We start from the raw sequence: 25,461 nt of genomic DNA on the forward strand, positions 1-25,461 counted from the left end.
TCACGTCCGCCTCAGCGCCCCCGCAAGGTCCGGTTTCGGCCCGGCGGGGAGCAGGCTCTGATGCTCGTCACCAGTCGACGCCCGGATGGCCTACCCCGCTTCGGCCGCGCCGTATTGACGATAGCTCAGGAATCCCGTCGTGAAAATTCCGGCGGCATCGCACTGACGGTCGTCGCGAAGCACCGCACGGTTCCTGAAGCGGGCCGATCGATGAATGTGAAGCACACCACACACCGTCAATTGGATTGTGGATCATGTGTATGCATAGATTTGAGGCGTTGCCACATCACCACCCGTTTTGCGCGTGTTCGGTCGCCGATAGTTCAGTCAACTATTGAACAAATGATTCGGTTGATTCTTGAACACAGTTGAGAACGTGGTGGCCGAAACCACCGCGGAAAACGGCCGGATGTGGCACGTCCCTGCCCCGAAGTGAGAAACCTGCTGGGTTTCCCGAGCGCGAAGTAATCCTCCTTTCGACTCCCCTCCGATTTCCCGTTCCCGGCCCGGAAGGTGCCTCTTGTTCGCCCTGCTCGTCGATGCCCGACTCGCCGCCAGACTCTCCGGCCTCCCTCTCGTCGGCGACCGCATCTCCCCCGACCACGACCTCGGCATCACCGGTGTGAAGGCCGTCATCGCCTCCGAGGCCCTCACCGCCGAGCAGGTGAAAGCACTCAACGACCGGATATCCCGCCTGGACGGCACCCACCCCACGTTTCCCGAGGAAACCCGCGGGCGCGCCCTGGTGGCCCTGGACTACGAGTGGGGAGGGGAGCAGCGCGCCCCCCTGATGTTCCGCCTCGCCGGCGCCAAGTCCACCGAGAATCCCGGGAAACCGCGGACCGACGCCGCGCCACGCGCCCTGGCAGCGGCGGCGCCGGCCGCACCCGACGACCCGGCGGCTCCGGCTGCCGCGTGGGTCACCCTCGACCGTTCTTTCGGCCCGCTGTATTTGCGCCGCCTGGGTGCGAGCTACCAGGACGAGAAGATCTGGGTCCTGTGCGACGCCACGGTGCACGCCGGACCCTTGGAGCTGGGCGTGGACGGGCTGGGTCTGGGCATTCCCCTGGACGGCAAGGACTTCACGCCCTCCGGCCGGCTCGACGGGCTGAGCCTGTCCTTCCGCAAGCCGCCGCTGGAGATATCCGGCGCGTTCGTGAACAAGCCGGTCACCGCCGACTCGCCCTACGACCGGCTGATCGAGGGCAGCGCCCTGATCAAGACTCCGAGCGCCAGTTTCGGGGCGATCGGCGCCTATGAGCACCTCAAGACCGGAACCAAGTCGCTTTTCCTGTACGCGGAGTTGGGGGCCGGATTCGCAGGCCCTCCCGCCTTCAAGGTCACCGCGGTGAAGGCGGGCTTCGGTTACAACAGCGACCTGCGCGTGCCCGCCATCGACCAGGTCGCCGGCTTCCCTCTGCTGCGCGGGCTCGCCGAGGCAGGTGAGGGCAAGCCGCGCGAGCCCCTGGACGTACTCGAAGAGCTGACCGAGGGGACCGACGGCAACCCCGCCTGGGTCACCCCGCACGAGGGCAGCACCTGGCTGGCCCTCGGTCTGAACGCGGACGTCTTCGAGATCGTCCACTGCAAGGCCCTGGCGTTCGCCGAGTTCGGCCCGGACGACCTGGTGGTGGGGCTGCTCGGCTCGGCCAAGGCCCAGTTCCCCGACCCGGAGAAGAAGCTGGGCGAGCCGTACGCCGGCGTCGAGCTGGACATCTCCGCGGTCTACCGGCGCTCCGCCGACATGCTCGCCGTCGACGCCCGCCTCGCCCCGGACAGCTTCCTGCTCGACCGGTCCGTGCACCTGACCGGCGGGGCGGCGCTGCGCCTGTGGTTCGGCGACGGCGAGCACGCCGGCGACTTCGTCTTCACCATCGGCGGCTACCACCCGCGCTACGCCCCGCCCGCCCACTACCCGCAGGCGGACCCGGTCGGCATCGACTGGACCTCCGGCTCCGAGCTGACGGTGAAGGGCACCAGCTACTTCGCGCTTACCCCCTCCGCCGTCATGGCCGGCGGCCGCCTGGATCTGCGGTACGACAGCTCGTGGGCCAAGGCCCGGGTCGACGTCGGCTTCGACGCCCTGGTCGAGTGGGCGCCGTTCCACTACGAGGTGGACGTGTGGGCCGAGATCACCGCCCAGGTGTGGCTGCTGTTCGGCTGGAGCGGCGAGGCGTCGCTGGGCGCGCGGCTGTCGGTGTGGGGCCCGTCGTTCGGTGGCACCGCGCACGTGAAGGTGCTCGGCATCTCGATCCCGATCGACTTCGGCGAGCCCAAGGCCGGGCCGCCGCCCATCGGCTGGGAACAATTCCGCACGCTGCTGCCGCAGCGCCCGCTGACGCTCACTCCCGTCGACGGACTCCACCCCGACCACTCCGCGCAGGCCGCACCGTCCGGTGGCGGCTCCGGTGCCTGGACGGCCTCCGCCGACGGCTTCGCCTTCACTGTCGGCACCGCGTTCCCCGCCTCCGCGCTGGTGGTCAACGGAGTGGACAAGACGGGGGACGGCCCCGCCAAGGTCGGCATCCGTCCCATGGGCAAGACCGGCCTCGACGTCACGCTCTCGGTCACTGTCGAGGAGGAGACCGAGGACGGCCACTGGCGCCAACTGCCCGCAGAGCACTGGCAGAACTGGACGGTCACCGCGCAGCGCACGCCGCAGCCGACCGCGCTGTGGGGCGCCGGAAAGGCCGACGACGCGCTCGGGGCGGACCCCTTCGTCCGCGGCCTGGTCAACGGGGCGCGCATCGCCGTCCCGGCGCCGCGCCTGCCCGAAGCGGCCGCGTCCAGCCGGAGCGGCCGCCTCCGCCACGCCCCGCTGCCCGGAGGGACCCTGCCGCTCGACCCGGGCGCGGCCCCCACAGGGGTCCGCGGGGAGCGGGAGGAGAGCGCCGACACCGGCGCGCTGCGGGTCGGCACACCCGAGCAGACCGCGCAGCGCAAGGCCGCGCTCGACGCCCTGGCCGCTGCCGGATATCGGCTCGACGCCGCCCCGGAGCTCGACCGCTACGCCCGCGAAGCGGCCTTCTCCTCCCCGCCCCTGCGACTCGTCCACTCGTGAGGACCTCATGACCACGCACCCGACCGAGCAGTCCGCACCGGCGGACGACACCCCGGTCACCTTCCACGACCACCTGCTGCCCGGCATCGAGGCGGGCCGCTACCGCATCACCGTCGGCCAGCAGCTCCCCGCCGAGGACCTGCCGGGTGCCCGGCTCGACCCGGTGAAACAGATCGTCGACGTACGGGCCGCGCAGTTCCGTCTCGACCCCGCGTGGGTGCACGCCGTCCACCCGGTCGCCCACAGCCAGGGCCCCTTCCACGGTCTGCTCCCGCACATCACCCTCAACGCGGCGGCCCTGCCGTGGGAGCGCGATCCCTTCACCGGCGGCGCCCGGAAACCCGGCCAGGCTCCCTGGCTCGTGCTGCTGCTCTTCGGCGAGGGCGAACTGCCCGGCGACCCCAACGCCTTGGGCACCACCGCCTCGCTGTCCGTACGCGCACTCCTCGACGGTGACGCCGCGGTGTCCGGGCCCGCCCTGGACCGGGACGCCGTCGACCCCGCCCTGCTCGACACTCCCTGCCGGGTCGTCGACGTGCCCCGGGAACTGCTGGCACAGCTGCTCCCGGAGCCGTCCGCCCTCGCACTCCTCGCCCACGTCCGCACGGGTGGCGAGGACGCCGCCCCCGCCGAAGGCCAGGACAGCCGGGCGGTCCAGGACGCGCACGCGGTCATCACCACCGCCCGCTTCCCCGACGCGGCCCGGGGGCGGTACGTGGCCCACCTGGTCTCGCTGGAGGGTCACACACACCCCGGTTCGCAGGCCGACGGCAAGCCCGTGCGCCTGGTGTCCCTGCACAGCTGGACGTTCACCTCCTGCGCCGAATCCGGCGACGGCTTCGGCCGGCTGGCCGGACGCTTCGCCCCGGGCAACGGCGAGCACAGTGCCGCCCCGCTGCGCCCGGCCCCCGCCGCGGGCACCGGGCTGCCGGCGGAGCTGGGCACCCTGCTGGAGCAGGGCATGGTCCCGATGACCCACATCACCGACTCCGGCGAGCGCGCCCTCGCGTGGTACAGCGGCCCGTTCCTCCCCCGCGTCGCGCCCGAGCTGCCCCGGCCGGCGGACGGCCACTTCCCCGACGCGGACGGCCTGTTGCTCCACGAGCCGCACACCGGCACCTTCGCCACCGGCTACGCCTGCGCCTGGAACGTGGGCCGCGCCCTGGCCCTGGCCGACCCCGGCTTCGCCACGACCCTGGTCCGCCTGCGCCACCAGGGCAGGCTGCGCCGGGCGACCGACCGCCAGTACGCGACGTACCGTCGGCAGCTCTTCCACGGCGGCCTGTCCGCCGAACCGGCTCCCGGCACGGCAGCCCGTGCGGCCACTCCCGCAGCCGCTCCCGCGCCGACGCCGCGTGAGCAGTTCGAGGAGCTGCTGCGCGGCGGCGCCCTCGGTGCGCTGGCCGCGACCTTCGGAATCCCCGAGGACGACGAGCCGCGCCCCCGGACCGTGAGCGCGGCCCCCGCCACGTACCGCCCCGACGCCCCGCGGCGCTCCTCCGCGCCGCAGCCGCGGCCGGACGCGCGGGAGGCGGCGGCGTGGCTGGCCAAGCTGCGCACGCTCAGCGGAGTGCCGTTCGACTGCCTCGTGCCGGATCAGCGGATGCTCCCGCCCGAGAGCCTGCGCCTGTTCCACGTCGACCGCGGCTGGCTCCAGGCCCTGCTCGACGGCGCGCGCAGTCTTGACCGGCACCCCGGCGCCGATGCCGCGACCGACGCCGAGCTGGACGACCTGCTCGACGGCCAGGGGCCCGTGCCCGCCGCCGGTCTGCTGCTGCGCTCGGCCCTCGTCCCGGGCTGGCCGACGCTGCGGGTCGAGGCTCGTGCCGACTCCGGAACGGTGCCGGTCGAGGTGGTCCGCAGCGAGGCCCTGGGCGCCGACGTCCTGCTGATGCTCTTCGAGAAGATGCCCGACCGCCTGACGATCAGCGAACCGCACCAGGGGCTGCACTTCGGCGTGGACGACGAGGGAAACGTGGCACTGCGCAGCCTGGCCTCCGGCGAGGTCGGCCGGCTGCTGGGCCGCTCGGTGCCCGTCGGCGCGGATCCCGCGCTGACCGTCACCACCCCTGCCGGGGCACGGGTGCTGGACGTCGGCAGGCTCGCGGCCCGCCTCGCCGAGGACGTCAGGCCCGGATCCCCGCTCTCCCCCGCCGAGTTCGCCGTGCAACTGGTGCGCGCGCCCGAGCAGCTGACCCTCTCCTTCGAAGGAACCCCCCGATGAACACCGACCTCCTGGTCCCCGTCAGGCTCCGGGCCCTGGTCGTCAACGACCAGGTGCGCGGCCGGGACTCCTTCCTCCGGTGGGAGCCCGACTACCGCATGCTGGGCGTCCACCGCTCCCCGGAGCCGTCGCCCTGGGCCGGCACGGACACGGAGTTCGCCCGGGAGCGGACCAATGACGGCGTGTATCTGCACTGGGAGCTTCCGGCGGCCCTGCGCCGGGCGACCACGCCCGGCGGCGAGGTCACGCTCCCGCCCGCCCCGAACCGCTGGCTGGTCGTCCGGCACGCCTACACGGCCGCGGGCGAGTACGCCACCGCCGCGTGGGTCGTCGAGAGCGACTTCCTCGACAAGCGCGAGGGCACCGCGCCCTATCTGCGGCCCGGCCGGGGCCACATCACCCCGACCCGGATCGGACGCCACACCGAGGCCGCGCAGTGGACGGAGTCCGCGGCGGACCGGCCCACCTTCCTGACCGCGACCGGCCCGGGAACCCTTACCTTCGCCGCGTTCCAGCCGCACTGCCAGAACGTCTTCTCCTTCCACGACACTCTGGCGCAGCTGCCGGACCGGTTCGACCGCCTGGGCTACCAGGTCATCGGCTGGCACACAGCGGGCTCCGACGACCCGCTCTCCGACTCGCGGGTACGCAAGGCCCTGGAGACTTCTCTGGGGTGGCGGGCGGACGGCGTCCCGCCGCCGGGCACCCGCACCGTCTACACCGGCCGCGTCCACAGCGTCCTGCCCCACTACGACCCCTCCGGCGAGCAGTGGCCCGACCCGACGGTGGCCGTCGCCGACAGCGCCCGCTCCGCTCTCACCGCCCTGACCACCGGGAAGGCGGCCACCGCCCCGTCCCTCACCCTCGCGCCCGCGCTGCTCGACCAGCTCCAGTCCAACACCCTCGCCCGGGCGGACGAGCCGGACAACACGCACCACCTCGCCGACATCCTGCTCAGCGCCGGCTTCGGCGAGGGCACCGCCTCGTACGCCTGGCACGCGGTACCGCCCAGCACCTCGGAGAAGGCCGCATCCCCCGAGGACGAGCGCCGCGCCCGGGCCGTCGAGGCCGCCCTGAACGCGGCGCAGCACGCCTACGACCGTGCGGACCGCGAACTGGCCGGGCTGCGCCGGAGGCTGTACGGCATGTGGCGCCTCCAGGGCCTGCCCGTACTGCCGCGCGGCTACCGTCACCAGCAGCTGACGCAGGAACTCGACCCCGAGCGCGAAGGCAGCCTCGCAGCACGCGTACGCGCCGAGCGGCGGGAAGTCCACCGCCTCCGGGCCGCCCTCCCCGGCGGAGACACACCCGCGCAACTGGCGGAATCGGTCCGCCAGTACGCCCAGGCACACAGCCTGCCCACCGGCTGGGACCTCAAGCGCGTGGCCCCGTCCCCCTTCCACCGTGCCCTGGATCCCGCCGTCGTCCTCCAGGGCGCCGGCTCCGTGCCCGCCCCGGACGACGCGACGCTGCACTGCCGGTTCGGCGACCGGACCGTGACGGCCGTACAACTCGCCGACAATTCCTCCGAGTTGACCGCAGACCGGGCCGATCTCGCGTGCAACACGCTCGACCTCGGCGCCGGCGAGCACTCCGTCATGCCGGGCTCCACCCGTGCCCTGCTGCGCGAGGCGTTCCTGCTCGACCCGCACAGCCCGGCCGTGCAGCCGCGCACGACGGACAGCCGGCCGGACGCGGGTGCGGTGCCGACTCCGCGCACCGGCACCGCCCCCGCCTTCGGCGACGACCCCTGGGCGCAGCCGTGGCACCCCCTCCACCTGCTCTGGGAGATCGAGTACCACCCCCTCCCCCACGACCAGTGGGAGTTCGACGGCGACCGCTACTCCTGCCCGCAGCCCCGGCCCCAGGACAAGAAGTTCTACACCGGCCGGGCACTGCTCAGCGACCATCTGCCGCGGAGCCTGGCCGACCAGCTCCGGCAGTACGCGCCCGACGACCACGAACTCGCCCCGCACTGCCACGCGCTGGCGGAGCGTGCGGTTCGCGGGGACGTGCTGTCCAGCTCGCTGGCCGGGCTGCGCGACATGCTCATCGGCCAGGACCCCGGCCAGGGCTTCCCGCCTCTGGGCGCGCCACCGGAGCTGGCGGAGCTGATCGGTGACGCCTACCGCACCAGCCCCGACCCGGGCCCCCTGCCCATACCTTTCGAAGGCTGGCTGGACTCCGGCTTCCAGCAGCTGCGCGCGGGCCAGTTCCGCTTCCTCAGGCTGACCGTGGTGGACTCCTTCGGGCGCGCTCTGGACGTCATCACCCGGGGGGACACCAGCAGGCCGAGCGACCTCCGGCACCCCGTGGTCGCTGAGCAACTGCGTCCGCAGCGCGTCGCCGAGGCCCTGGGCACAAAACCGGAGCACGTCATCCAGCTGCCGCCGCGCCTGCCGCAGGCCGCGCGCCTCGGGCTGGACCTCATGGACGCCGCCCGCGACACGCACCAGGCCACCCACCTGGACGACGGCAGTCCGCTCGCCGGCTGGATCGTCCCCAATCCGGTCGACGGCTCGCTCACGGCGTACGCGCCCGACGGCACCGCCCTCGGCCTGCTCCGCTGGGCATACCGGATCGGCCGGCCGGCCCGGGAAGCGGTGTGGACACCGCTGCCCGGCGCCGACCCCGCCGACCTCGACGCCCTGCGCACGGCCTTCCCCCACCTGCACGCGCTCGTCACCTGGTTCCAGGGCACCGGTGAGGGCAGTCCGCTGCCCTCCGCCATGGATCTCCTGGAGACCTCACTGGTGGACATCGTGCCCACCGCGGGTGCCGCCTCGGCCGCGCTGGCCGGGCGCCCGCTGGCCCTCGTCCGCTGCCGCCTCCACCTGGATCTGGACGGACCGCCGTCCACCGACCCGGGCTGGCAGCACATCTTCGACCACGAGCCGCCGAGCCCGGAGTTCACCGGCTACTCCTGGCCGGTGCGCCTGGGCGAGCGACTGCGCATCGGCGACGGGCTGGTGGGCTATTTCGCCGACGCCGAGCCCGGCGTGCTGCGCACCGTGGTCGCGCCGGGCGACGCGCATCCGCGCATCGCCGCAATCGGTGACGGGACCCATCTGCGTGTCACGGCCGGGGCACCCCAGCACCTGACCCTGCTGGTCGACCCGCACGCCCCCGTGCACGCCACCACCAATGTGCTGCCCACCACGACGCTGGAGATCCCCCACCGTTTCACCGACGGACCGCTGAACCGCATGCGCACCGTCCTGCGCACCGGACCGCTGCTCACCCCGGCGGCCGCCCTTCAGGAGGGAACCGTCGCTCTGCCGGTGCGCACCGTCGACGACCAGACGTGGACATGGGCGGAGCGTGCCGTGGACGGCACCTGGGCCCACTTCGCCACCTCGGCCGCGAGCACCACTCCGCGCTGGACCGGCCAGGCCCCCGTCCTCCGCTCCGGCCTGCTCACCTCCCGCAGCCCGCTCCCGCCGGCCGACGACGCCGCGTCCGAGTAAACCCCGCGAGAACCGAAGGAATTAAGCCTCATATGAGCGTCCAGTACGGCGGCACCAGCCGTCTGACCTACAGCATGGCCACGGTCCCGGCCCCGCTGGCCACCGACCGGCCGGCCCACATCGACATCGTCGTGTCCAACTCGGGCACCGAGGCCGTGTGGTGCAAGCAGATCCTCGTCGTGCTCCCCGCCGGCGACCTCGCCCAGGACCTGGTGCCCGCGGAGCACAGCATCACCCCCACCGTCCAACCGAGCGGCCAGTGGACCGTCGGCAAGATCGAGGGTGGCGTTTTCCTGGCCCTGCCGAAGGACGAGATGGCGGCCTTCACCGCCGGCGGCACGCCGCTCACCGTCCGCCCCACCAAAGGTGAGTCCGTATCCCTCACCACCGACGGACTTCTCCTGCGCCTCAAGGTCCTCCAGACCAACACCCTCGCGGGCACCGCCCTGCTGCGCGTCCGCGAGACCGTGAGCGTCGACAACGAGACCTGGGAGACCAACGAGGTCGTCCTCCCGCTCGCCAAGTACCCGTCGGCCGAGGCCCTCACGGCCGACGTCGTCGGCAACCTCGCCCTCCACGAGGCCGGCACCAACGGCAATCCCTCCTCGACCCCCGCCACTCTGCTCAAGCCGGGCCAGGAGGCCGTCCTCAGCTGGACCGCACCGTCGGACGCCGTCTGCGACGTCTACTACGACGGGGGCAAGCACGCCGCGACGCTGAGCAAGCAGAGCACGTGGGAGCACCGCGTCACCGGCCTCACCCGCGACACCCACTTCCACGTCCAGGTGGAGCTGGACCGCTCCGGCGGCAAGATCACACACCACCTCTCGACGGCTGTCGCCGTCGAAGAGCCCACCTTCCCGCAGCTGACCGTCACCAAGATCACCGCAGGCGGCCGGAGGGGCAAGTACGAACAGCCGCTCCTCACCATCGACGGGGCCGTGCGGGTGGAGAAGGACAGTCACTTCTCCGGAATGGTGGAAGTGGAAAAGGAGAGCCACTTCTACGGAACCGTGTACGGCGGAGAGGGCACGCTCACAGTAGGCGATGCCATCCTCGCGAAGAGGAGCCTTACCGCCGAGGCGGACGTCACCGTGAAGGGCAAGCTCACCGCACAGAACGATGTCGAGACGAAGAAGCTCGCCGTGACCGAGAAGGCGCTCGTCGGCTCGACGAACTTCAGTGGCATGGCCGACGGTGACCTCTGGATCCGCGGCAAGTTCTCCGCTGATCGCGCCGAACTCAACACCCTCCTCGGCACCCCGGAGAAGCTGACCGGTGCCTTCGACGGAACGGAACGCACGGCGTCGTCCCACGGCCTGCTGCTCCTGTGGGCCAGGACTCTGGGGAGCCACGCCACCAGGACCATCTACGTCAGCATTGACAACGGCAATGGTTGGGAAGTCGTGGGCGCCGCGACAATCGACTACGGAAACGCCCCGGACCTCAAGGGTTCCTCGGCGACCGTCCCCCTGCGCAAGGGGCAGAAGTACATGATCTGGCAAGAGGGCAGCGGCGGCGGTACCACCGATGCGTACTTCTTCCCCGTCCTCTCCGGATGACACCGGTCACCGACGGACCACACCTTCCTTGCGTGAACCGGACGGCCGGGCACGGCACAGCACACGCCGTGCCCGGTCCGTACGTCCGGCAACCAGGCACGCCCCTGGTCCGAACGTGCTCGCCACGGCTCCGCGTCCTGCGCGCGGCCCAGTTCCCCTCCTGTCCCGGCCCGAGAACCCCCCGGCACCCCCCGACCATGTGCCCCCGAAGGAGAACAACTTGAGCCCCCACCACGGGCCGCTGACGGACGGAATTCCTGCCCGTAAGCCGGGCCGGATCGTGCTCACGGACACCAAGGACACGACCTGCGCTGTCATCACCTTCCCCGAAGCGGACGATCAGCGTGCCGGTGCGCCGCCGACCGTGATGATCGACTGCGGGAATTCCCGCGGGGCACAGGAGACCACCGAGAAGATGCGCGCCACCGTGCGGCGGGCCCTCGCCGGGCGGACGCGCATCGACCACGTGTTCCTCACGCACCCTGACTCCTCCCACTGCAACGCCCTGCTCCCGGTGACCCGGGGGCTGGAGATCGGGCAGGTTTCCTGTGGCGGAGAACTGCGGCAGTACGCCGGTCTCCAGGGAGGAGCGGAACTTCACCGTTGGCTGGTGGGCAATAGCGCGCGCACCTTTCCCCCGTCCTTCCGGGGATCGAGCGCGCCGGTCGTCTCCTTCGGCGGAATGCGGCTCTACGTGCTCGCGGCGAATTCCACCGGCAATACGGGATCGCCCGACGCGGATGCCAACGGGTGCGTCCTCCTGCTGGTCTACGGTTCGTTGCGCGTCGTCTTCCTCGGCGATGTGCCGGGCTCCGTCGCAGCCGGCCTTCAGGCGGAGGCGTTCCCGGCCGATGCCGTGGACGGGCCCATAGGTCATCCGCTCGCACCCCAGGGACAGCTGCTCGTGCTCGGACACCCATCGGCCGACGGCGCCTACGAGTGGCCCTGGGGCCCGGAGGGGAACCACCGGTACTCGCTCGTGCGGGAGCACACTCCGTACGACTCGGAGAGCGGCTCGGCCACCGGACACGCCAGCGCCGCTGTGCTGTTGTCGGGCTCGTCGGCGGAAACGGCGTCCGCCGCCGAGGCGGAGCAGAGGGACCGGTTCACCTTCACCTCCGTCGATTCATGGGCCGCCGGTTCTCGGCCGTCGCCGACGGCGAGCCTCTCCGGCTGACTCCCGGCAAAGAGCCGGTTCACCGGTTCGTTCCCGCTCGCCGCGGCGAACTCGTCCACCTTCTTCCCGAATCAGGATCGCAGATGCCGAACGGCAGTCAGAAGAAGCTGCTCCCCATTTTTCCGTACGTGCCGAGGAGGGTGCCGGACTGGGTGTACCGGATCGACAGCCGCGGGCCGGAAGAGATATTCAAGACCGGATTTACGGGCTGGGACACCTACTACGACATCCCGGGCCACCTCGCGGACTGGAAGAATTTCAGCAGAAAGAGCGGATTCGTCAGCGTGGCGCGGGATTCCGACACCGCCATGAAGATGTTCGTCCGCTGGGAGCTCGGCGGGCTGCTGAAGACGATGAGGGAATCCGACCTCAATGCCGGACTCGCCGTCCAGGAGCTCGAGAAGAAGGGGTACCACAGCGAGGCGGAGCTCTCCGAACTGCGGAAGATCGCACGGGAGCTGGCCAGGGACCGGGATGGCACCTACTTGACGAAGTGGCTGTACGTGATCAAGCCGTCCAGGTACTTGGTCAGCATGGAAGGCAATGTGCTCGATCCCGGGCGGCGCGCCCATGCCGGAGGCCGGGCCCGGAATCTGGTGAAGGAAGCCACCGAGTGGGACGCGCCGTGGCACATCCCCCCGCAACGGATCCTGGAGGCGTGCCAGGTGGACATCACGCTGCGTTTCACCTACTCCGAACGACCCGACGGCCGCCTTCCGGTCAAGCAGCACGCGTGGTCCTCGGGAAGGGACTACGTCAAGCATCAGCCGGACCGGCGCAAAGGATTCCCGGGGTTCGACAGGGGGTTCCGGTACAACCCGTTCGCAGACGAAGCGGCACGCTGGACAGGGCTCGTCGGGTATTGGACGAAACTTGACGAAGCACCCTGGACCCCTGGCTCCCCGAAGTTCACCGCACCCCGAGGATGGCGCGGTGAAAAGGAGTTCTGGCCGGATCAGGGCCAGGCGAGCCCCAGCCATCCGTTCGGCACTCCGGCAGAGGTGACTCCGATCGTTCCCCAGTGGGCCCGTTGACGGCCGCGCACGGCGCGGAAAAGTATGCAGAAGCGAAAGGCGAAGTGTGTCCCTGTCGATGGCGCAGGTCCGGACAATTCTCACCGGCGCGAAAGGAGAATTGACGCTCACCCCAGAGCAGTTGGTGCATGAGAACGCGCTGGAACTCTTCGACGACTATCTCTTCACGGACGCTCTGACCATCCATGATCCCGAGGTGGACCTCGAAGCGCTGACCGTCAGCGGCCGGCTGACACTGGCTCGCCACGGCGCCGATCTGCCCTGCACCCTGCGTTTCCTCGGCGATGCCCGAGGAACGGACGTGAGCGCCGTCGTGCTGGACGCGCAACTGCCGGACTGGCGGTTCCGGCTGGGCGATCTCGACCTCGACCTGGGATTCCTGGGCACCGCGTGGAAGGCGGGGCGGCTGCACGCCTTCCTCACCCTCGGCCTGTCCGAGGACGGCGGCACGGCCGTCACGTCCCGCTGCGTGGTCCGCCTGCCGGGAATCGGCGCGGACCATCAGCAGTGGGAGTTCGACGTCGCCCCTTCCGGGGCGTCGACGGTCACCGCCTCACTGGCACCGGAAGAGGGACTGCCCTTGGCCGCCCTCGCCGATCTCGCTCAATTGCCGTTCGGTTCGGGTGCCGATTTCGCCCTTCCGGCAGAGATACCCGTCGCCGCTCCCCGGATACGGCAGATCCAGGTGGTCGCCGATACCGGCCAAAGACGGCTGCGTAGCGTCTGGTTGCGGGTGAGCGTGGCCGATCATGTGCCGGTGATCCCGGGAACGGCGGAACTCACCACTGTCGAGGCGGAGTTCACCCTGACCTTTCCCGAGGGCGGCCCCGTGCGGACCCGCGCCGCTCTGCATGCCGGCATCGGCGTGCACGGCTACACCCTCGGCGGAACCGTCACGGTTCCGGAGCTGGAGCTGACGGCCGAGGCGGCCGGCCCCTTCCCGGACAACGGAACACCTGCCGCGTTCGCCGCCGGGAGCGGCCTGGAGAGTCTTCCCGTCGCCCACGCCACGGTCAGGGCCAATCTGCGGGAGGGAAGTTATGCCCTCGCTCTCGGCTATTCGGCGCCCGCAGCAACCGGTTCGGACTTCGCCCTGGAGAACGCCTCCCTCGAAATAGCCGGCCATGGGAAGGGAGCTCCGGATGTACGGGTCCTCGGCGAACTGGCCATCGGATCCGCCCGGGTCCGCGCCGTCGCCGCCCGTACGACGGACGGCCGGTGGGAACTGGCCGGCTCGGTGCGCCATGTGGACTTCGCCTCGGTCGTCGACTGGCTTGCGGAACACATGGGAGTGACAGCGCCGGAATTCCTGCGAGGCGTCGTCCTCGACGACCTGTCCGTGACCCGGAGGACCGATGGCGCCTTCGAGCTCTCCGCCGACAGCCTGTTCTCTCTCGGCAGCCGCAAGGCAGACCTCACGATCAGCGCTGCCGGCGGCATCGGCTCGGAAGCCGGGCACCTGAAGGCCACGCTGTCCATCGACCTGCCGACGGCGGCCGAGCCCATGGTCCTGGAGCTCCAGGCACAGGCAGAAGGCCGTGTGCGGGCCTCCTGGCAGGGCGACGCGGCGGTATTCGTGACGGATCTCGTCGAATGGCTCGGGGGGACAGTCGACGACTCCGTACGAAACCTTCTGCCCGAGGTCACCCGGCTCGACCTCATGACGGGGGACGGCGGTGTCGTCGTCGCCGCGGACGCCGGAACCGTGCGTGCCGTATTCGCCACGATGCCGTCCGGAACGACGCCCGCCCTGCTCGCGGACGCCCACCGCGACTGACCGACCACCTCCTCGCATTCGGAGCATCCAGTGACTCTCCCCTCCAACCCCGGGACGTCCCCCGCGCGTATGCGGATCACGATGGGGACGCGGGGTTCCTGCCCGGCCGTGGAACTCCGCCCGGGAATCGCCGTCACTTCCGTGGCCCGCACCACCATGCTGTCGCACCCGGCAGGCCCTCTCGACCAGGCGTTCCTGGACCACGTGGACGACCTCCTGTCCCGGTTGGAGGCCGTTCCCGCCGGGAAGCGCCTGGTGGACTTCTTCGGGCAGACCACTCCCCTGCCCGGCCCTGAAGGGTTCGGCGAATCCGCCTTCACCGCCCAGTACGAGTCAGGGAATTCCCCCGCGAGCATCGCGACGGTGATTCTCTCCCGCGGTGGCAGTTCCGCCGCGGATACCCGCACCCTCACCGACGAGACACACATCGCCCGCACCGGCCTCGGCTACTTCTCGTACGTCGAGTTCAATCCGCGTTTCGGCGTTGTCCAGGACAGGGTCGTTCTGGCGCCCGAGGTCGTCCTCGGCCATGAACTGATCCACGCGGCCCACATCGTCGCCGGGTCGATGGAGGCGAACGAGGAGGAGCAGCCGTACTTGGCGGGACTCCTCAACGGTGCTCTCGCGTTCGACACCAGTCCGATCGAAGAGATCGTGACCCACGGCAACCCCGTCGCTCTGGAGTGGCTGTTCGGTACCACGACCGACGCCGGAACGGGGCAGAAGGTCCTGCGCAACACCCCTGGACAACTGCGGAGTATCGAAGCGGTCGACCGCCACCTGGCCGGCCCCCTCGACGCCGTCGAAGCGGCGCGAGCACAGCGCATACGCACGCAGCGCGTGGAGCTCTTCGACATCAGCGAGCGGCGGCTGGTCAAGGAGCTCGGATTCGCCGCGCGGCCCTCCTACGGCCCGTTGGCGAAGGGAGACCAAGCTGCGGGCATCTGGAAACCGGGCTGGAAGCGACCCGAGGGGGACGCGGTGTTCAGAGACCTCGCCCTCGTGAAGAGCAGCCTCACTGCGAGGCACTTCGCCCGCTTCGTCAAGGAGCCGGCCGGCTTCTTCGCGGATCGCGGGGCGGCCGAGCCCCACGTCCGGCAGGAACTCGACGCTGAGCACGAGAAACGGGCCAGGCACATCGTCACGCCTCCCGACGGCCCCGCGCCTGTGCTGGGCTTCGCACGCCCGCAGCCGCCCGTGGCCGACCCCGGTAACGGCCCCGCTGTCATCAGGATCAGCGAAGAGATCTATGCCTGACCTCGCCGCCCGGCGTGCGGAACCACATCGCCCGCCCACGCCGCCCAGCCTCCGTTCGTCGAGTGGGCGGCCGTAAGTGACCACAGAACATCGAGGACGGGATTCGGCAATGCCATTGTCCGTTGAGGAAATCGCTGAAAGAGCACGGACCGGAAGTCTGCGACTCCAGGCCGAGGAGTTCACCGACCCCGCGGTCCGTGGCGCGTTCTCCACGTATCTCGGATCCGCCGAACTGAGCTTCTCGGACGTGGAATTCAGCGCGGAGAGCATGACGGTCCGGGGGCACTGCACCGTGCCCGCCCTCGGTCCGGAGCCGTGCCCGGCCGTGGCGGAGTTCCTGGCCGACGCCTCGGCCAGGACGGTCGTGGGATTCATCCTGGTCGTGGACGCCCCGAAGTGGCGGCTGCCCGAACCCTTCCCCACGCACGACCTGAGCCCGCTCCGGGCTCTGGGGGCTCAGTCGCCCGTCGTCGTGCTCGACGCGACCCCGCATACGAACAAGGAAACGGGCCAGGAGCGGATACCCGTCGTCTTGGGAGCCCGGTGGGAACTGCCCGGCCTCGACGAGCCGGTGCTGTTCCTCGCCGCCGTGCACGAGGGTGCTTTCACGGTGTCCGCCCGCTTCCCCGACGGGCTCACGCTGCCGTCCTTGCGGTACGTGGCGGACCTGCCGGGCTGCACGGGAGCGGACGCCGTCACCGAGCACTTCCCCGCGGAGTGGCAGGGGCTCCTCGCCTCGGCACTGCCCGCGCTCCGCGAAGTCACCGTCTCGTACGCCCCCGGGGACGGCCGGGTGACCGGAGAACTCGAGGTCGACCTGGCGCACGAATGGCCGCTGTTGGCGGGCGTGACGCTGAGCCGGGTCCGGGCGCGGATCTTCCTGGACTCCGCCGCCCGGCAGAACGGCTGGGGAGGGCTGTCGGTCGAGCTGAGCGCGCACCTGTCCGTGGGCGGCCTGGAAAGCGACGTCGCGGTCGACCTGCCCGCCTTGACGGCGCACGGCGAACTCGCCGACGGCAGCGGTCTCTTCGAGCAGGCCACCACCGGCCTCGACAAGAACGGCGTGGGACGGCTCTCCTTCCTGTGCGACCTCCGGGACGGCGCCTTCGTCGTCGCGGGAGCGCTCCTGAGCCCTCTGGAGATCGCGGGTATACAGATCGAGGACCAGACGGTCCTGGTGTCCGGCGGCGGGGACCGGGCGCTCGAGGTCACCCTGGCGGGCACGCTCGTCGTGGGCGGGACCCGGATCGGGGTGAAGGCCGGCAGGAGCGCCCAGGGCTGGGGGCTCACCGTCGAGGCGGACCGCATCGCCTTCCGCGACATCAGCGCCTGGACCGAGCGGACCATGGGCAGCGGCCTGCCCGCCTCCCTGGCGGAGCTGACCTTGCGGGAGCTGTGCTTCGAGGTCGTCCCCACGCCTTCCGGACGGCTGTTCGCCGCGGCCGGGTCCGCCGAGTTCCCGCTGCCCGGCGGGCTGCGGGCCCGCGCCCACCTCACGACGCGGATCAGCACCGGGGACGGCCCGGCCGACGTCGAGGCCACCGGCTCGCTCCTGCTCAGTGGCCCGGATTCGTCGCTGATGGAACTGGACCTCGTGGCGGACAAGGATCCGGACGCGACGAGCTGGACCGCGACCTGGGCCGCCCAGGAAGGCATCACGCTCGGCGAGGCGCTCGCCCCTCTGCTGCCCACGACGGACTCGCCGCCGGCAGGGCTGCCGAACCTGCTGCCCGCCGTCGAGAAGGTCGCGCTGCGGTACACCGCGCCGACGGCGGCCGGCGCCGCCTCCCTGGTCCTGACCACCGACGCCCGTCGGGCGCGGGCGGTCCTGGTCGTCACGGACTGAAACCCCGCGGCCTCCCCCGAAAGGAAACACACCGTCATGCGTCGCCTCACAGGGCTCGACCCTGCCCGACTGACACCACCGCAGCCGGTCCAGGCAGCAGCGGAGTCCCGCATCGAGATCGCCTGGCTCGACGGCAAGCGGCTCTCCCTCACCGTGATACGGCCCGGCATCGCCGTGTGCCCCGAAACGGACGTACTCGACGACACCTCCAACCCCGAGCCCGGACTGGAACTGGACGCCGAGGACTACGTACGGGAGATCGACTTCCTGCTCCGGCGGATCGAGTCCTCCGAAGCCGGCAAGCGCCTCGTCGAGTTCCTGGGCCAGGCCCAGCCGCTGCCCGACGCGGACGGCACCTATGGCGGGCCGGAGGACTGGGACGCGGGCATCAGCACGCGGGTCCTGTGCCGCCACGGCGGTTCCCGGAAGGATGGTCGGACGCCGAAGCAGCGGGACCTCGCGGGGATCAACGTCATCATCACGCAGGCCACGGACGGCAACCCCGCCCAGTGGTCGCTGACCTCGCGGCTCGACGGGCCGCTCTACGACGGCCGGGGCGCGTATTCCGTCGTCTCCTTCCACCCCCGGGTGCTGATGCTCTCCGACGACGTCGCCACGGCTCCCGAGGTGATCCTCGCGCACGAACTGGTCCACGCCGCGCACGCCCTGGCCGGGACCTTGGACGACGTGGGGCACGACGACACCGAGCGTGCCAGGATGCGGCAGGCCGCGCTGGCCGAGACGGAGCGGCTGTTCCGCGAGAGGTACGGCACGGGCTCCGTGGTCAGCATGAAGAACCCGGGCCCGGTGGAGGTACGCGGCACCGGGAAGTCCGAGACGCGCCGGGAGCGCGAGGCGTTCTACAAGGCGACCCTCAGCGAGCTGTCCCTGAGATACCTCTATCCGCTCCCGGTCGCGGAGACGGAGCAGGGGCTGGTCGTGCTGCGCGGCACGAACTGGGAGGAGATCCGCACCCACGGCAGCGACGTGGCCCTGGAGTGGATCGACGGCGCGGTGGTGCGGGAGAACGGCCGTCGGATCTCGCCCTCCCCGGCCGAGGAACGGGCCGAGCGGATGGCCTTCGACCACCACGGCCGCGCGGTCGTACGCGCCGGCCGACGGGACGCCGAGGGCCTCGCCGCCCTGCGCGGCGCCGTCGCCACTTGGCAGCAGCGCAAGCGCGTACGCGGGGTCACCGAGGTCGCCATCGCCCGTGACCTGGGGTTCCGGCACCGCATCGCCTATGTCGCGCTGACGAGGGTCACGCACGTGCTCCACCTGGCCGTGCCCCGCAAGCGCATCCCCCACCGCCTCTTCGCCGGCGCGAGCAGTTTCGTCTACAAGCGCGACGTCTCCTCCCTGAACGCGCTGGCGGCGTTCTTGAGTACCGTCGACCCGGCCGCGGCGGTCCAGGTGATGGATCATCGGGCGAAGATCGGCGCCGCCCGTCTGGAGCAGGGCTACCTGGTCGAGCAGCGCGCGTGCCATCGCGGCCCGGGCAGACCGGTCGAGACCCCCCGGCCCCGTTGGATGAGCCCGGACAGCCTGCCCGAGGAGCAGCGGAAGCGGGCCGGGGTGATCGTCAACCGGGCACGGCCCAAAGCCCAGGGCGCCGGCAAGTCGCCCTGGGAGCTGATCACCGACGTGTACGCGGGACAGGCGGTCGGCAGTCCCCACCCCGACAAGGGAAGCGTGGGCTTCGTCGCCATGGTCCCGGCCAAGGTCGACGACCACCGGAAGCTGCTCACCCTGGCACGCCGCTACCGCGACGAGGCCACCTCGACGAGGCAGGGGTGCGCGCTCGTCATCGGGCTCAACGAGGGCTACCCCTTCGGTGAGAGCGACGCCAAGCGCGCGGAACGCGTGGCACGGCAGCGGAAGATCATCGACGACTTCACCAACGCCTGGCGGCGGGAGAAAGCCGACTTCCCGGTCGCTGTCCTTTCCTTCCTCTGGTGCGCGCCCAAGGGCAAGGCGAGTCTCAGCGATCAGAAGACCATCCCCTACGGCGCCATACGGCAGACCATCGCCGGGAGCGACCGGACGCAGGAGTTCGTGAAGGCGCTCTACGCCGACGGCAGGGGATACGAGCGGATCTACTTCCACACCGGCGACGCCGATGTGATCTCGCTCAGGACTCCCGAGGGCACCCCGCTGTTCGACGCGGCGGCGGACCGGCTGCGGAAGGCCGGCTGGCCCGACCTCTTCAGCGGGGGCTACCGCCTCCCCGAGCACCGCGACCCGCGGGTGGGCATCGCGACCGCGATGGACCGGGACGTCCGCGTCGCGATGGCGAAGGCCGACCCCAGGACCGTCTACTTCCCGGAGCCCAACACGTTCGTCAAGCTCCTGGACGGCCTCACCGGCCTGGAGGACGGCGTCACCTTCGGCACGGGCGACCAGGAAGGAGAGGCCCTGGCGAAGTCTCTCGGGACGATCCGCGGCGAGGAGCCGGGCAACAGGGTCTTCGACCCCGGCTGCTCCGTCGTCACCGACGGCGACAGGCTCATCAAGGCCATCCTGGCCACACCCGGAACAGGCCCCGTTAGCGAACGCATCGTCGCGCTCCGCCAGTCCTACACCCAGAGCCACGCGCGCCGTGAAGAGTGGCGGAAGCGTGTCCTCGACTTCTACAAGGTGGCGCCCGACGCGGCACTGGGCCTGTCGGCTCTCGTCTTCGACGTGCCGGACGACGCGAGGCTGGCGGAGCTCGCCCATATGGACTCGGCGTCGTTCGACGAATACGTCACCGAGGACAGGAAGGCGGAGCTCTTGAAGAGAGTCACGGAGAGAAAGCTCAAGGGCCCTCTCCTCGCTCAGCGCGAACCCTCACTCGGTCGCATCGTCAACGACACCCACGAGGCCCTGCTGCGCAACTACGTCAGCGCGTACGAGCAACTCACGCGCTGAGGCACGGAACAAGGTGGCCGGGGCCCGATTCCGATGCCGGAACCAGGCCCCGGCCACGCCGGTCGGTCCCGGGTAGGCCCGCCGTCAGTCGGTGCGGTCGGACCAGCCGGCCGGGAGGTCGCCGGGGGCGACGGAGATGACGGACTCGTCGTCGGTGCCGACGTATTCGAAGAGGGTGATCTTCGCGAACTCGGGGACGACGTAGATGGGGTAGGTGGGTCCCTCGTCGCGGTAGCGGCGCATCTCGTCCAGGTGGTCGTTCTGGAAACAGACGGTGCGTTCGCCGTGCTGCTCGACCCAGTGCGGGAAGAAGATGACGCCGTGCAGGCGGCGCTTGCCGGGCATGACGTTCACCACGACCGAGGTGCCGGTGGGCTCGTTCCAGAAGACCTTGTAGCTGTCGTCGTCCAGCTGAACGAGGCCGACACGCTGGTCCTTGACCCAGCGGCCGCCGACCATCCCGGAGTGGATCCGATAGTCGATCGTGTGGTCGTTCTTCACATACATCTCGTACTGCCAGCCGTTGGCGTAGGTGTAGACGAAGCGGTGGCCGACGATCTTGGACAGGTCCTGCGGGGGGACGGGCTGCTCGACGGTGGTCTGGAAGGCCCCGTTCCTGGTGGTGCCGTCGTTCGTCATGGATGACCTCCTTGGGTGCCGCTTGCCGGCATGGCGCGTCCGACCACTTCAGTTTGCCACAAAACTATTTTGCAGCAAAAGGATCAGTCTGGGAGAATCGACCCCATGGACACCGCCACCGAGTTCGGCCGCCTCATCGGCCCACTACGCCGGGCCGTGCTGCGCACCCGACGCGCCGCCGACCTGCCCGATCTGCCCGAGGCCCAGATCGAGCTGCTCCGGGCACTCGCCGAAGCCGGACCGCTGTCACCACGCCAGGCCGCCGACCGACTGCGCCTGGCCCCCTCCACGATCAGCAACCTGGTCCGCGCCATGACCGCCGCCGGCCTGGTCGAACGCAAACCCTCCGCGACCGACCTGCGCACCGTCCTCCTCATCGCCTCACCGAGCGCGCTGGAGATGCTCCACACCTACGACCGCACCAGCACGGCCGCCCTGCACCGAGCCCTGGCCGGCCTGGCCCCGGCCAGCCGCGAAGCGATCGAGCACGCCCTCCCCGCCCTCGCCGAGCTGCTCACCGCTCTTGAGACCGACTAGCCCCAGACTTCCGCGGGATCCAGTTCAACGCGGTCGTGGAGACCAACGCCCCGGCGGTACGCCTGTGGAAATCGCTGGGGTTCGAGGTGATCGGCACCGTCCCGGACGCCTTCGACCACCCTGAGCACGGCCTGGTCGGCCTGCATGTGATGCTCCGTCGGCTCCGAGGAGAGCCGACGGGACGGGCGCGGTGGCTCGGCGGGAGCCGGTCCGGCTTCGGCCTTACCCCGCCAGGATCTGCCGCGTGCGGCTGCGGAGCCGGAAGGCCGTGATGATCTCGATGATGCCGAGGGCGAGGAGCCAGCAGCCGGCGAGGATCGTCAGGACGGCCACCGACTTGAGCGGGGAAGCGATCAGCACGATTCCGCCGAGGGTGCTGGCGATGCCGGCGAACAGCAGCCAGCCGCGTGCGGGCATATAGGGATCGCTGGCGGCCGCCAGGGTCAGCGTGATGCCGCGGAACAGCCAGCCGATACCGATCCACAGCGCCAGGAACAGGACCGACTCCAACGCGCTGCGGAAGCAGAGCAGTCCGAGCAGGATGGACAACGCGCCGCTGATGAACGCCATCACGCGCAGGGATGTCGAGGTGTGGGTGCCCAGCGCGCTCGCGAGCTGGAAGATGCCGCTGACCACCAGGTAGACGCCGAAGAGTACCGCTGCCACGAGCAGCGAGGCTCCCGGCCAGACCAGGACCAGCACACCGAGGACGGCAGAGGCGATACCGGCGAGCAGCACGTTCTGCCAGGCGGCGTCCGCGAGCCGCCGTAGCGCGCCATCGAGCGGAGGCCGGGGATCCGTGGACGTTTCCCGTTGGTACGCCATGACGCTCCTCACTGGCATGCGGACGGAATACCTGATCCCGGCTCCGGCATACCGCTGATGATGAGGTAAAACGGGTGTCTATATCCACAAAACAGCATTAGCTCTATCCGAGGATGCGGCCGTGCGGGAGCGCGCGCAACATCGGCACTTCCGAAGACGCCGCCGCGGGCACTCAGCCCCTTGCCCTGGCGCACGACGGCACCAGAACCGGGGGCGCCACCTCATGAGCATCTGTCCGCGAGGCGTAAAATTCACAGCGTGTCCCCCGAGTACGAAGAGCGCACGTCCCGGCTGCCGGGCGCGATCGTCTGGGTGCAGGGAGCGTCCGGGTGTACCGGTGGCGGCGAGACGACGACCGTGTTACCCGACGGCTGCATCGACCTGCTGTGGACGGCGGGCCGGCTCCTCGTCTCCGGGCCCGATACAAGCGCCTACAGCACTCACCGGGGCTTCTGGGTGGGTGTCCGCTTCTCCCCCGGTATCGCCCCCGCCCTGCTCGGCATCCCCGCGCATGAGCTGCGGGACCAGCGAGTCGATCTCGCCGACCTCTGGCCCGGCGCCGGGACGCGCCGTCTCACCGAACGCGTCGACGCGGCGGCCGACCCGGCCGCCGCCCTCGAGGATCTGGCATTGCGGCTCGCGGCCGACGCGGAACCCGTCGACCCGCTCCTGCGAGCAGTCGTGGCGTCCCTCGAAGCCGGTCGCTCCGTCACAGCGACCGCCGACTCGGTGGGTCTCGGCGCGCGGCAGCTCCACCGCCGTTCCCTGGCCGCCTTCGGCTACGGACCCAAGACCCTGGCCCGTGTCCTGCGCATGCAGCGCGCCCTGCGCCTGGCCCGCGCCGGTGTCCCCTTCGCGGAGACGGCGACGCTGGCGGGCTTCGCGGACCAGGCTCATCTGGCGCGTGATGTACGGGAGATGGCGGGGAGTTCGCTGAGCGAACTGGTGGAGAGGTGACCCGGCCGCTCGCGTTCACCGATGGTGTGAACCCGTCCGGCCATTGCTGACGGGCCACTCCGTGCCGGGCCGGCCCTCTCCTGCCGTTTCCCCTTCACTCACGGCTGTGTCTCTACGCTGTCCCCTCCCCCGCGGTTCCACCGGCCCGGTCATGGCCTTCGCCTGCCAGCAACCGCTTGCGCTCCGGGGTGTAGTGCCACCAGGGACGAGCGGGCAGGCCTTCGGCCTGGTCCACCGCCGACATGACGGTGTCGAGCAGGCAGGGATCGAGGCGCTCGCCGAAGGCGGCTGACATCCGCTCGTACAACTCGACCGGATCGCGGTCCCGCAGTTGCGCGATCTCGGTGATGCCGATGCGCTCGAAGTACCTCGCCACGGACCGGCCCACGTTGACCAGAGTGGTGAGGTCCGATCCGTCGGATGAGGTCACCCGGACTCCTTCTCTCCATGACGACGCCGGACAGGCTCGGTCGCTACGCTCACGTCCAAGACTCCGCCGGCGGAATGTTGAAGTTGACTCGGAACATGTTGTCCGGGTCGTATTGGGCCTTGACAGCCCTCAACCGGGCGAAATCAGCCGGAGTGTAGGCGGCTTCCACGCTCGCCGGGCTGATGTCCTCGACACCGGCGAAATTGAGGTTCGTGCCGCCGGTGCTCCATGGGCGCAGCCGGTCGAGCAGGTCATCACGGCGCCGGAGACCCTCGGCTTCCGGGACGGCGCCCGTGAAGAGCGAGAAGGCCGCGTCGCGCCCGCCCACGCAGTTGGGGACCTTCGGCGGACGGGCGTACGCGCCGCCGAAGTGCCGCAGTTCGGTGACGAACGGCGCCCCTGCGTCCGGTCCGGCCAGGGCGACGATGATGTCGACGGCATCGTCGGTCAGGTCGCTCAGCAACACGTTGCGGTCGTACGCGACGTACGGCATGGACGTGGGCTCGTGATGAATCGTGCCGACCTCGGCGTAGGGCATGTCCCGCACGGTGTCGAGGAGGATGGGTCCGAGTTCGCGTAGCGGCCGCACCAAGTGCTCGCCGTCTGCCGGTTCGCCGCTGTAGGCGATGCGGAGGTGGGTGATGAAGCGTCCGCGCAGCGGTTCCGGGACGTCGGGCAGGTCGGGGTTGTGGACGAGCAGCACGGAGGACGCCATCTCCTCGGGCACGTGCCGGACCCACTCGGCGTAGGCGTGCAGCACCTCGGCGGTGGCCTCGCCCGCGAAGTAGAGCCCTCCGCCGTAGAGCCGGGAGACCGGGAACAGGTCGACCTCCATGCCCACGACCAGGCCGAAGTTGTCCTTGCCGCCGCGGACCGCCCAGAACAGGTCGGGGTCGGTCCCGGCCGTCACGTCGCGCAAGCGGCCGTCGGCGGTGACCAGGCGCAGCCGCCGTACGTGGTCGGCGGCGTAGCCGAACCGGCGGCCCAGCAGTCCCGCGCCGCCGCCGACCAGATAGCCGACAGCGCCCACGTTGGGGCTCGAGCCGTTCAGCGGCGCGAGCCCGTGCGGAGCGGTGTGTTCCAGCACCTTCCGCCAGCGTGCCCCGGCTTCGATCCATGCCGTCGCGCGGGCCGCGTCAACGCTCACACCTTCCATCCGCCGCGTGTTGACCAGCACGGCGTCGTCGGCCGACACGGACGGTCCGTGACCGGTGGCCATCACCCCCACGGGCCGTTTCTGCTCGGCGGCCAGCCTCACCGCGGCGGCCACCTCCTGCTCGTCGGCCGCCTCGACCACGTAGGCCGGCCGCGATTCGGCCGCCCGGTTCAGTCCCAGCCGGGCGTCGTCGTATCCCGGCTGGTCCGGCTCAAGGGCCCATCCCCATTGCGTGCTCATGCGCGCCATGTAATCAAGCAGCTCAAGGCGGCATCTTGAAGGAATCGGACATGGTTGTGGGAGCGCCTGCCCGCGGGGAAGCCCGGCGCGAAGCCCGGCTCGTCAGCACCTCCCCAAAACGAGGAACCGATCAGGACATTCGGGGGCTTGTTCCAGCCGGAGACCTCAAAAACGATTGCCCAGTACACCGGTTCCATTGGACGGTCGCCATGCAAGCGGATACGAGATGACGCGATGCCCGTTGTCGCGAGAGAGCCATCGACACGCTTGCTCAGCACGCACCACCCACAGTAGTTGTGAAGCGGACTCCCGATTCGGCATTCGAATTGAGGAGATGCCGTTCCATCGACGTGAAGGAGTGC

16 protein-coding genes and 1 pseudogene are annotated in these 25,461 nt (G+C 70.5%); 13 read left to right on the forward strand and 4 right to left on the reverse strand.

Translation table 11 applies throughout. The annotated features are described in order from the left end of the window. Positions 1-520 precede the first annotated feature (520 nt). The 10 genes from ACFY1P_RS03930 (at position 521) to ACFY1P_RS03975 (ending at position 20,315) form a co-directional block, all read left to right on the forward strand. Positions 521-3,061: a DUF6603 domain-containing protein gene (locus ACFY1P_RS03930; protein ID WP_390749594.1), complete on the forward strand. Its 2,541-nt coding sequence runs from the start codon at positions 521-523 to the stop codon at positions 3,059-3,061. Positions 3,062-3,068: 7 nt separating this feature from the next. Then, a complete protein-coding gene (locus tag ACFY1P_RS03935) occupies positions 3,069-5,285 on the forward strand; it encodes a hypothetical protein (RefSeq protein ID WP_390749595.1) in 2,217 nt (738 codons plus the stop codon). Further along, the gene (locus tag ACFY1P_RS03940) at positions 5,282-8,752 is read left to right on the forward strand and encodes a hypothetical protein (protein WP_390749596.1); all 3,471 of its coding nucleotides are present in this window, start codon (positions 5,282-5,284) and stop codon (positions 8,750-8,752) included. Before ACFY1P_RS03935 ends, ACFY1P_RS03940 begins: the two co-directional genes overlap by 4 nt. Positions 8,753-8,784: 32 nt before the next feature. Next, positions 8,785-10,314 (forward strand): hypothetical protein, encoded by a 1,530-nt coding sequence (locus tag ACFY1P_RS03945; protein ID WP_361520866.1) that lies wholly within the window; start codon positions 8,785-8,787, stop codon positions 10,312-10,314. A 220-nt stretch (positions 10,315-10,534) separates the two neighbouring features. Further along, entirely contained in the window at positions 10,535-11,491 is a 957-nt protein-coding gene (locus ACFY1P_RS03950) for a hypothetical protein (RefSeq protein ID WP_361520868.1), read from the forward strand. Beyond that, positions 11,443-12,525 (forward strand): hypothetical protein, encoded by a 1,083-nt coding sequence (locus ACFY1P_RS03955; protein WP_361520871.1) that lies wholly within the window; start codon positions 11,443-11,445, stop codon positions 12,523-12,525. Before ACFY1P_RS03950 ends, ACFY1P_RS03955 begins: the two co-directional genes overlap by 49 nt. 100 nt (positions 12,526-12,625) lie before the next feature. Further along, on the forward strand, positions 12,626-14,302 hold the full coding sequence (locus ACFY1P_RS03960; RefSeq protein ID WP_390749597.1) for a hypothetical protein: 1,677 nt from the start codon (positions 12,626-12,628) through the stop codon (positions 14,300-14,302). A gap of 141 nt (positions 14,303-14,443) precedes the next feature. Beyond that, positions 14,444-15,559, forward strand: a complete 1,116-nt coding sequence (locus ACFY1P_RS03965; RefSeq protein WP_361520877.1) for a M91 family zinc metallopeptidase — start codon at positions 14,444-14,446, stop codon at positions 15,557-15,559. 109 nt (positions 15,560-15,668) lie between these two features. Further along, a complete protein-coding gene (locus ACFY1P_RS03970; RefSeq protein ID WP_361520880.1) occupies positions 15,669-17,405 on the forward strand; it encodes a hypothetical protein in 1,737 nt (578 codons plus the stop codon). 36 nt (positions 17,406-17,441) lie between these two features. Beyond that, positions 17,442-20,315, forward strand: a complete 2,874-nt coding sequence (locus tag ACFY1P_RS03975; RefSeq protein WP_390749598.1) for a M91 family zinc metallopeptidase — start codon at positions 17,442-17,444, stop codon at positions 20,313-20,315. A gap of 84 nt (positions 20,316-20,399) precedes the next feature. Here the strand turns inward: ACFY1P_RS03975 and ACFY1P_RS03980 are convergent, their stop codons facing one another. Continuing rightward, positions 20,400-20,954 carry a phenolic acid decarboxylase gene (locus ACFY1P_RS03980; RefSeq protein WP_361520885.1) on the reverse strand — a complete coding sequence of 185 codons (555 nt, stop codon included), beginning with the start codon at positions 20,952-20,954 and terminating at the stop codon, positions 20,400-20,402. 105 nt (positions 20,955-21,059) lie between these two features. Here ACFY1P_RS03980 and ACFY1P_RS03985 point away from each other — a divergent pair, with 105 nt between their 5' ends. Further along, on the forward strand, positions 21,060-21,491 hold the full coding sequence (locus tag ACFY1P_RS03985; RefSeq protein ID WP_361520888.1) for a MarR family transcriptional regulator: 432 nt from the start codon (positions 21,060-21,062) through the stop codon (positions 21,489-21,491). Between the two features lie 11 nt (positions 21,492-21,502). Beyond that, positions 21,503-21,655 (forward strand): annotated as a pseudogene (locus ACFY1P_RS03990) (GNAT family N-acetyltransferase); the annotation flags it as partial. Between the two features lie 58 nt (positions 21,656-21,713). Here ACFY1P_RS03990 and ACFY1P_RS03995 read toward each other — a convergent pair. After that, the gene (locus ACFY1P_RS03995; protein WP_390749599.1) at positions 21,714-22,316 is read right to left on the reverse strand and encodes an HdeD family acid-resistance protein; all 603 of its coding nucleotides are present in this window, start codon (positions 22,314-22,316) and stop codon (positions 21,714-21,716) included. A gap of 258 nt (positions 22,317-22,574) precedes the next feature. Here ACFY1P_RS03995 and ACFY1P_RS04000 point away from each other — a divergent pair, with 258 nt between their 5' ends. After that, positions 22,575-23,273 (forward strand): helix-turn-helix domain-containing protein, encoded by a 699-nt coding sequence (locus ACFY1P_RS04000; RefSeq protein ID WP_390749600.1) that lies wholly within the window; start codon positions 22,575-22,577, stop codon positions 23,271-23,273. A gap of 112 nt (positions 23,274-23,385) precedes the next feature. Here ACFY1P_RS04000 and ACFY1P_RS04005 read toward each other — a convergent pair whose 3' ends face one another. Together ACFY1P_RS04005 and ACFY1P_RS04010 are read right to left on the reverse strand one after the other, a co-directional pair. Next, positions 23,386-23,703 (reverse strand): helix-hairpin-helix domain-containing protein, encoded by a 318-nt coding sequence (locus ACFY1P_RS04005; protein ID WP_390749601.1) that lies wholly within the window; start codon positions 23,701-23,703, stop codon positions 23,386-23,388. Between the two features lie 49 nt (positions 23,704-23,752). Further along, complete coding sequence (locus tag ACFY1P_RS04010) at positions 23,753-25,099, reverse strand: FAD-binding oxidoreductase (RefSeq protein WP_390749602.1); 1,347 nt, start codon at positions 25,097-25,099, stop codon at positions 23,753-23,755. Positions 25,100-25,461: the final 362 nt, after the last annotated feature.

Source organism: Streptomyces sp. NPDC001407 (assembly GCF_042895325.1).
Taxonomy (GTDB): domain Bacteria; phylum Actinomycetota; class Actinomycetes; order Streptomycetales; family Streptomycetaceae; genus Streptomyces.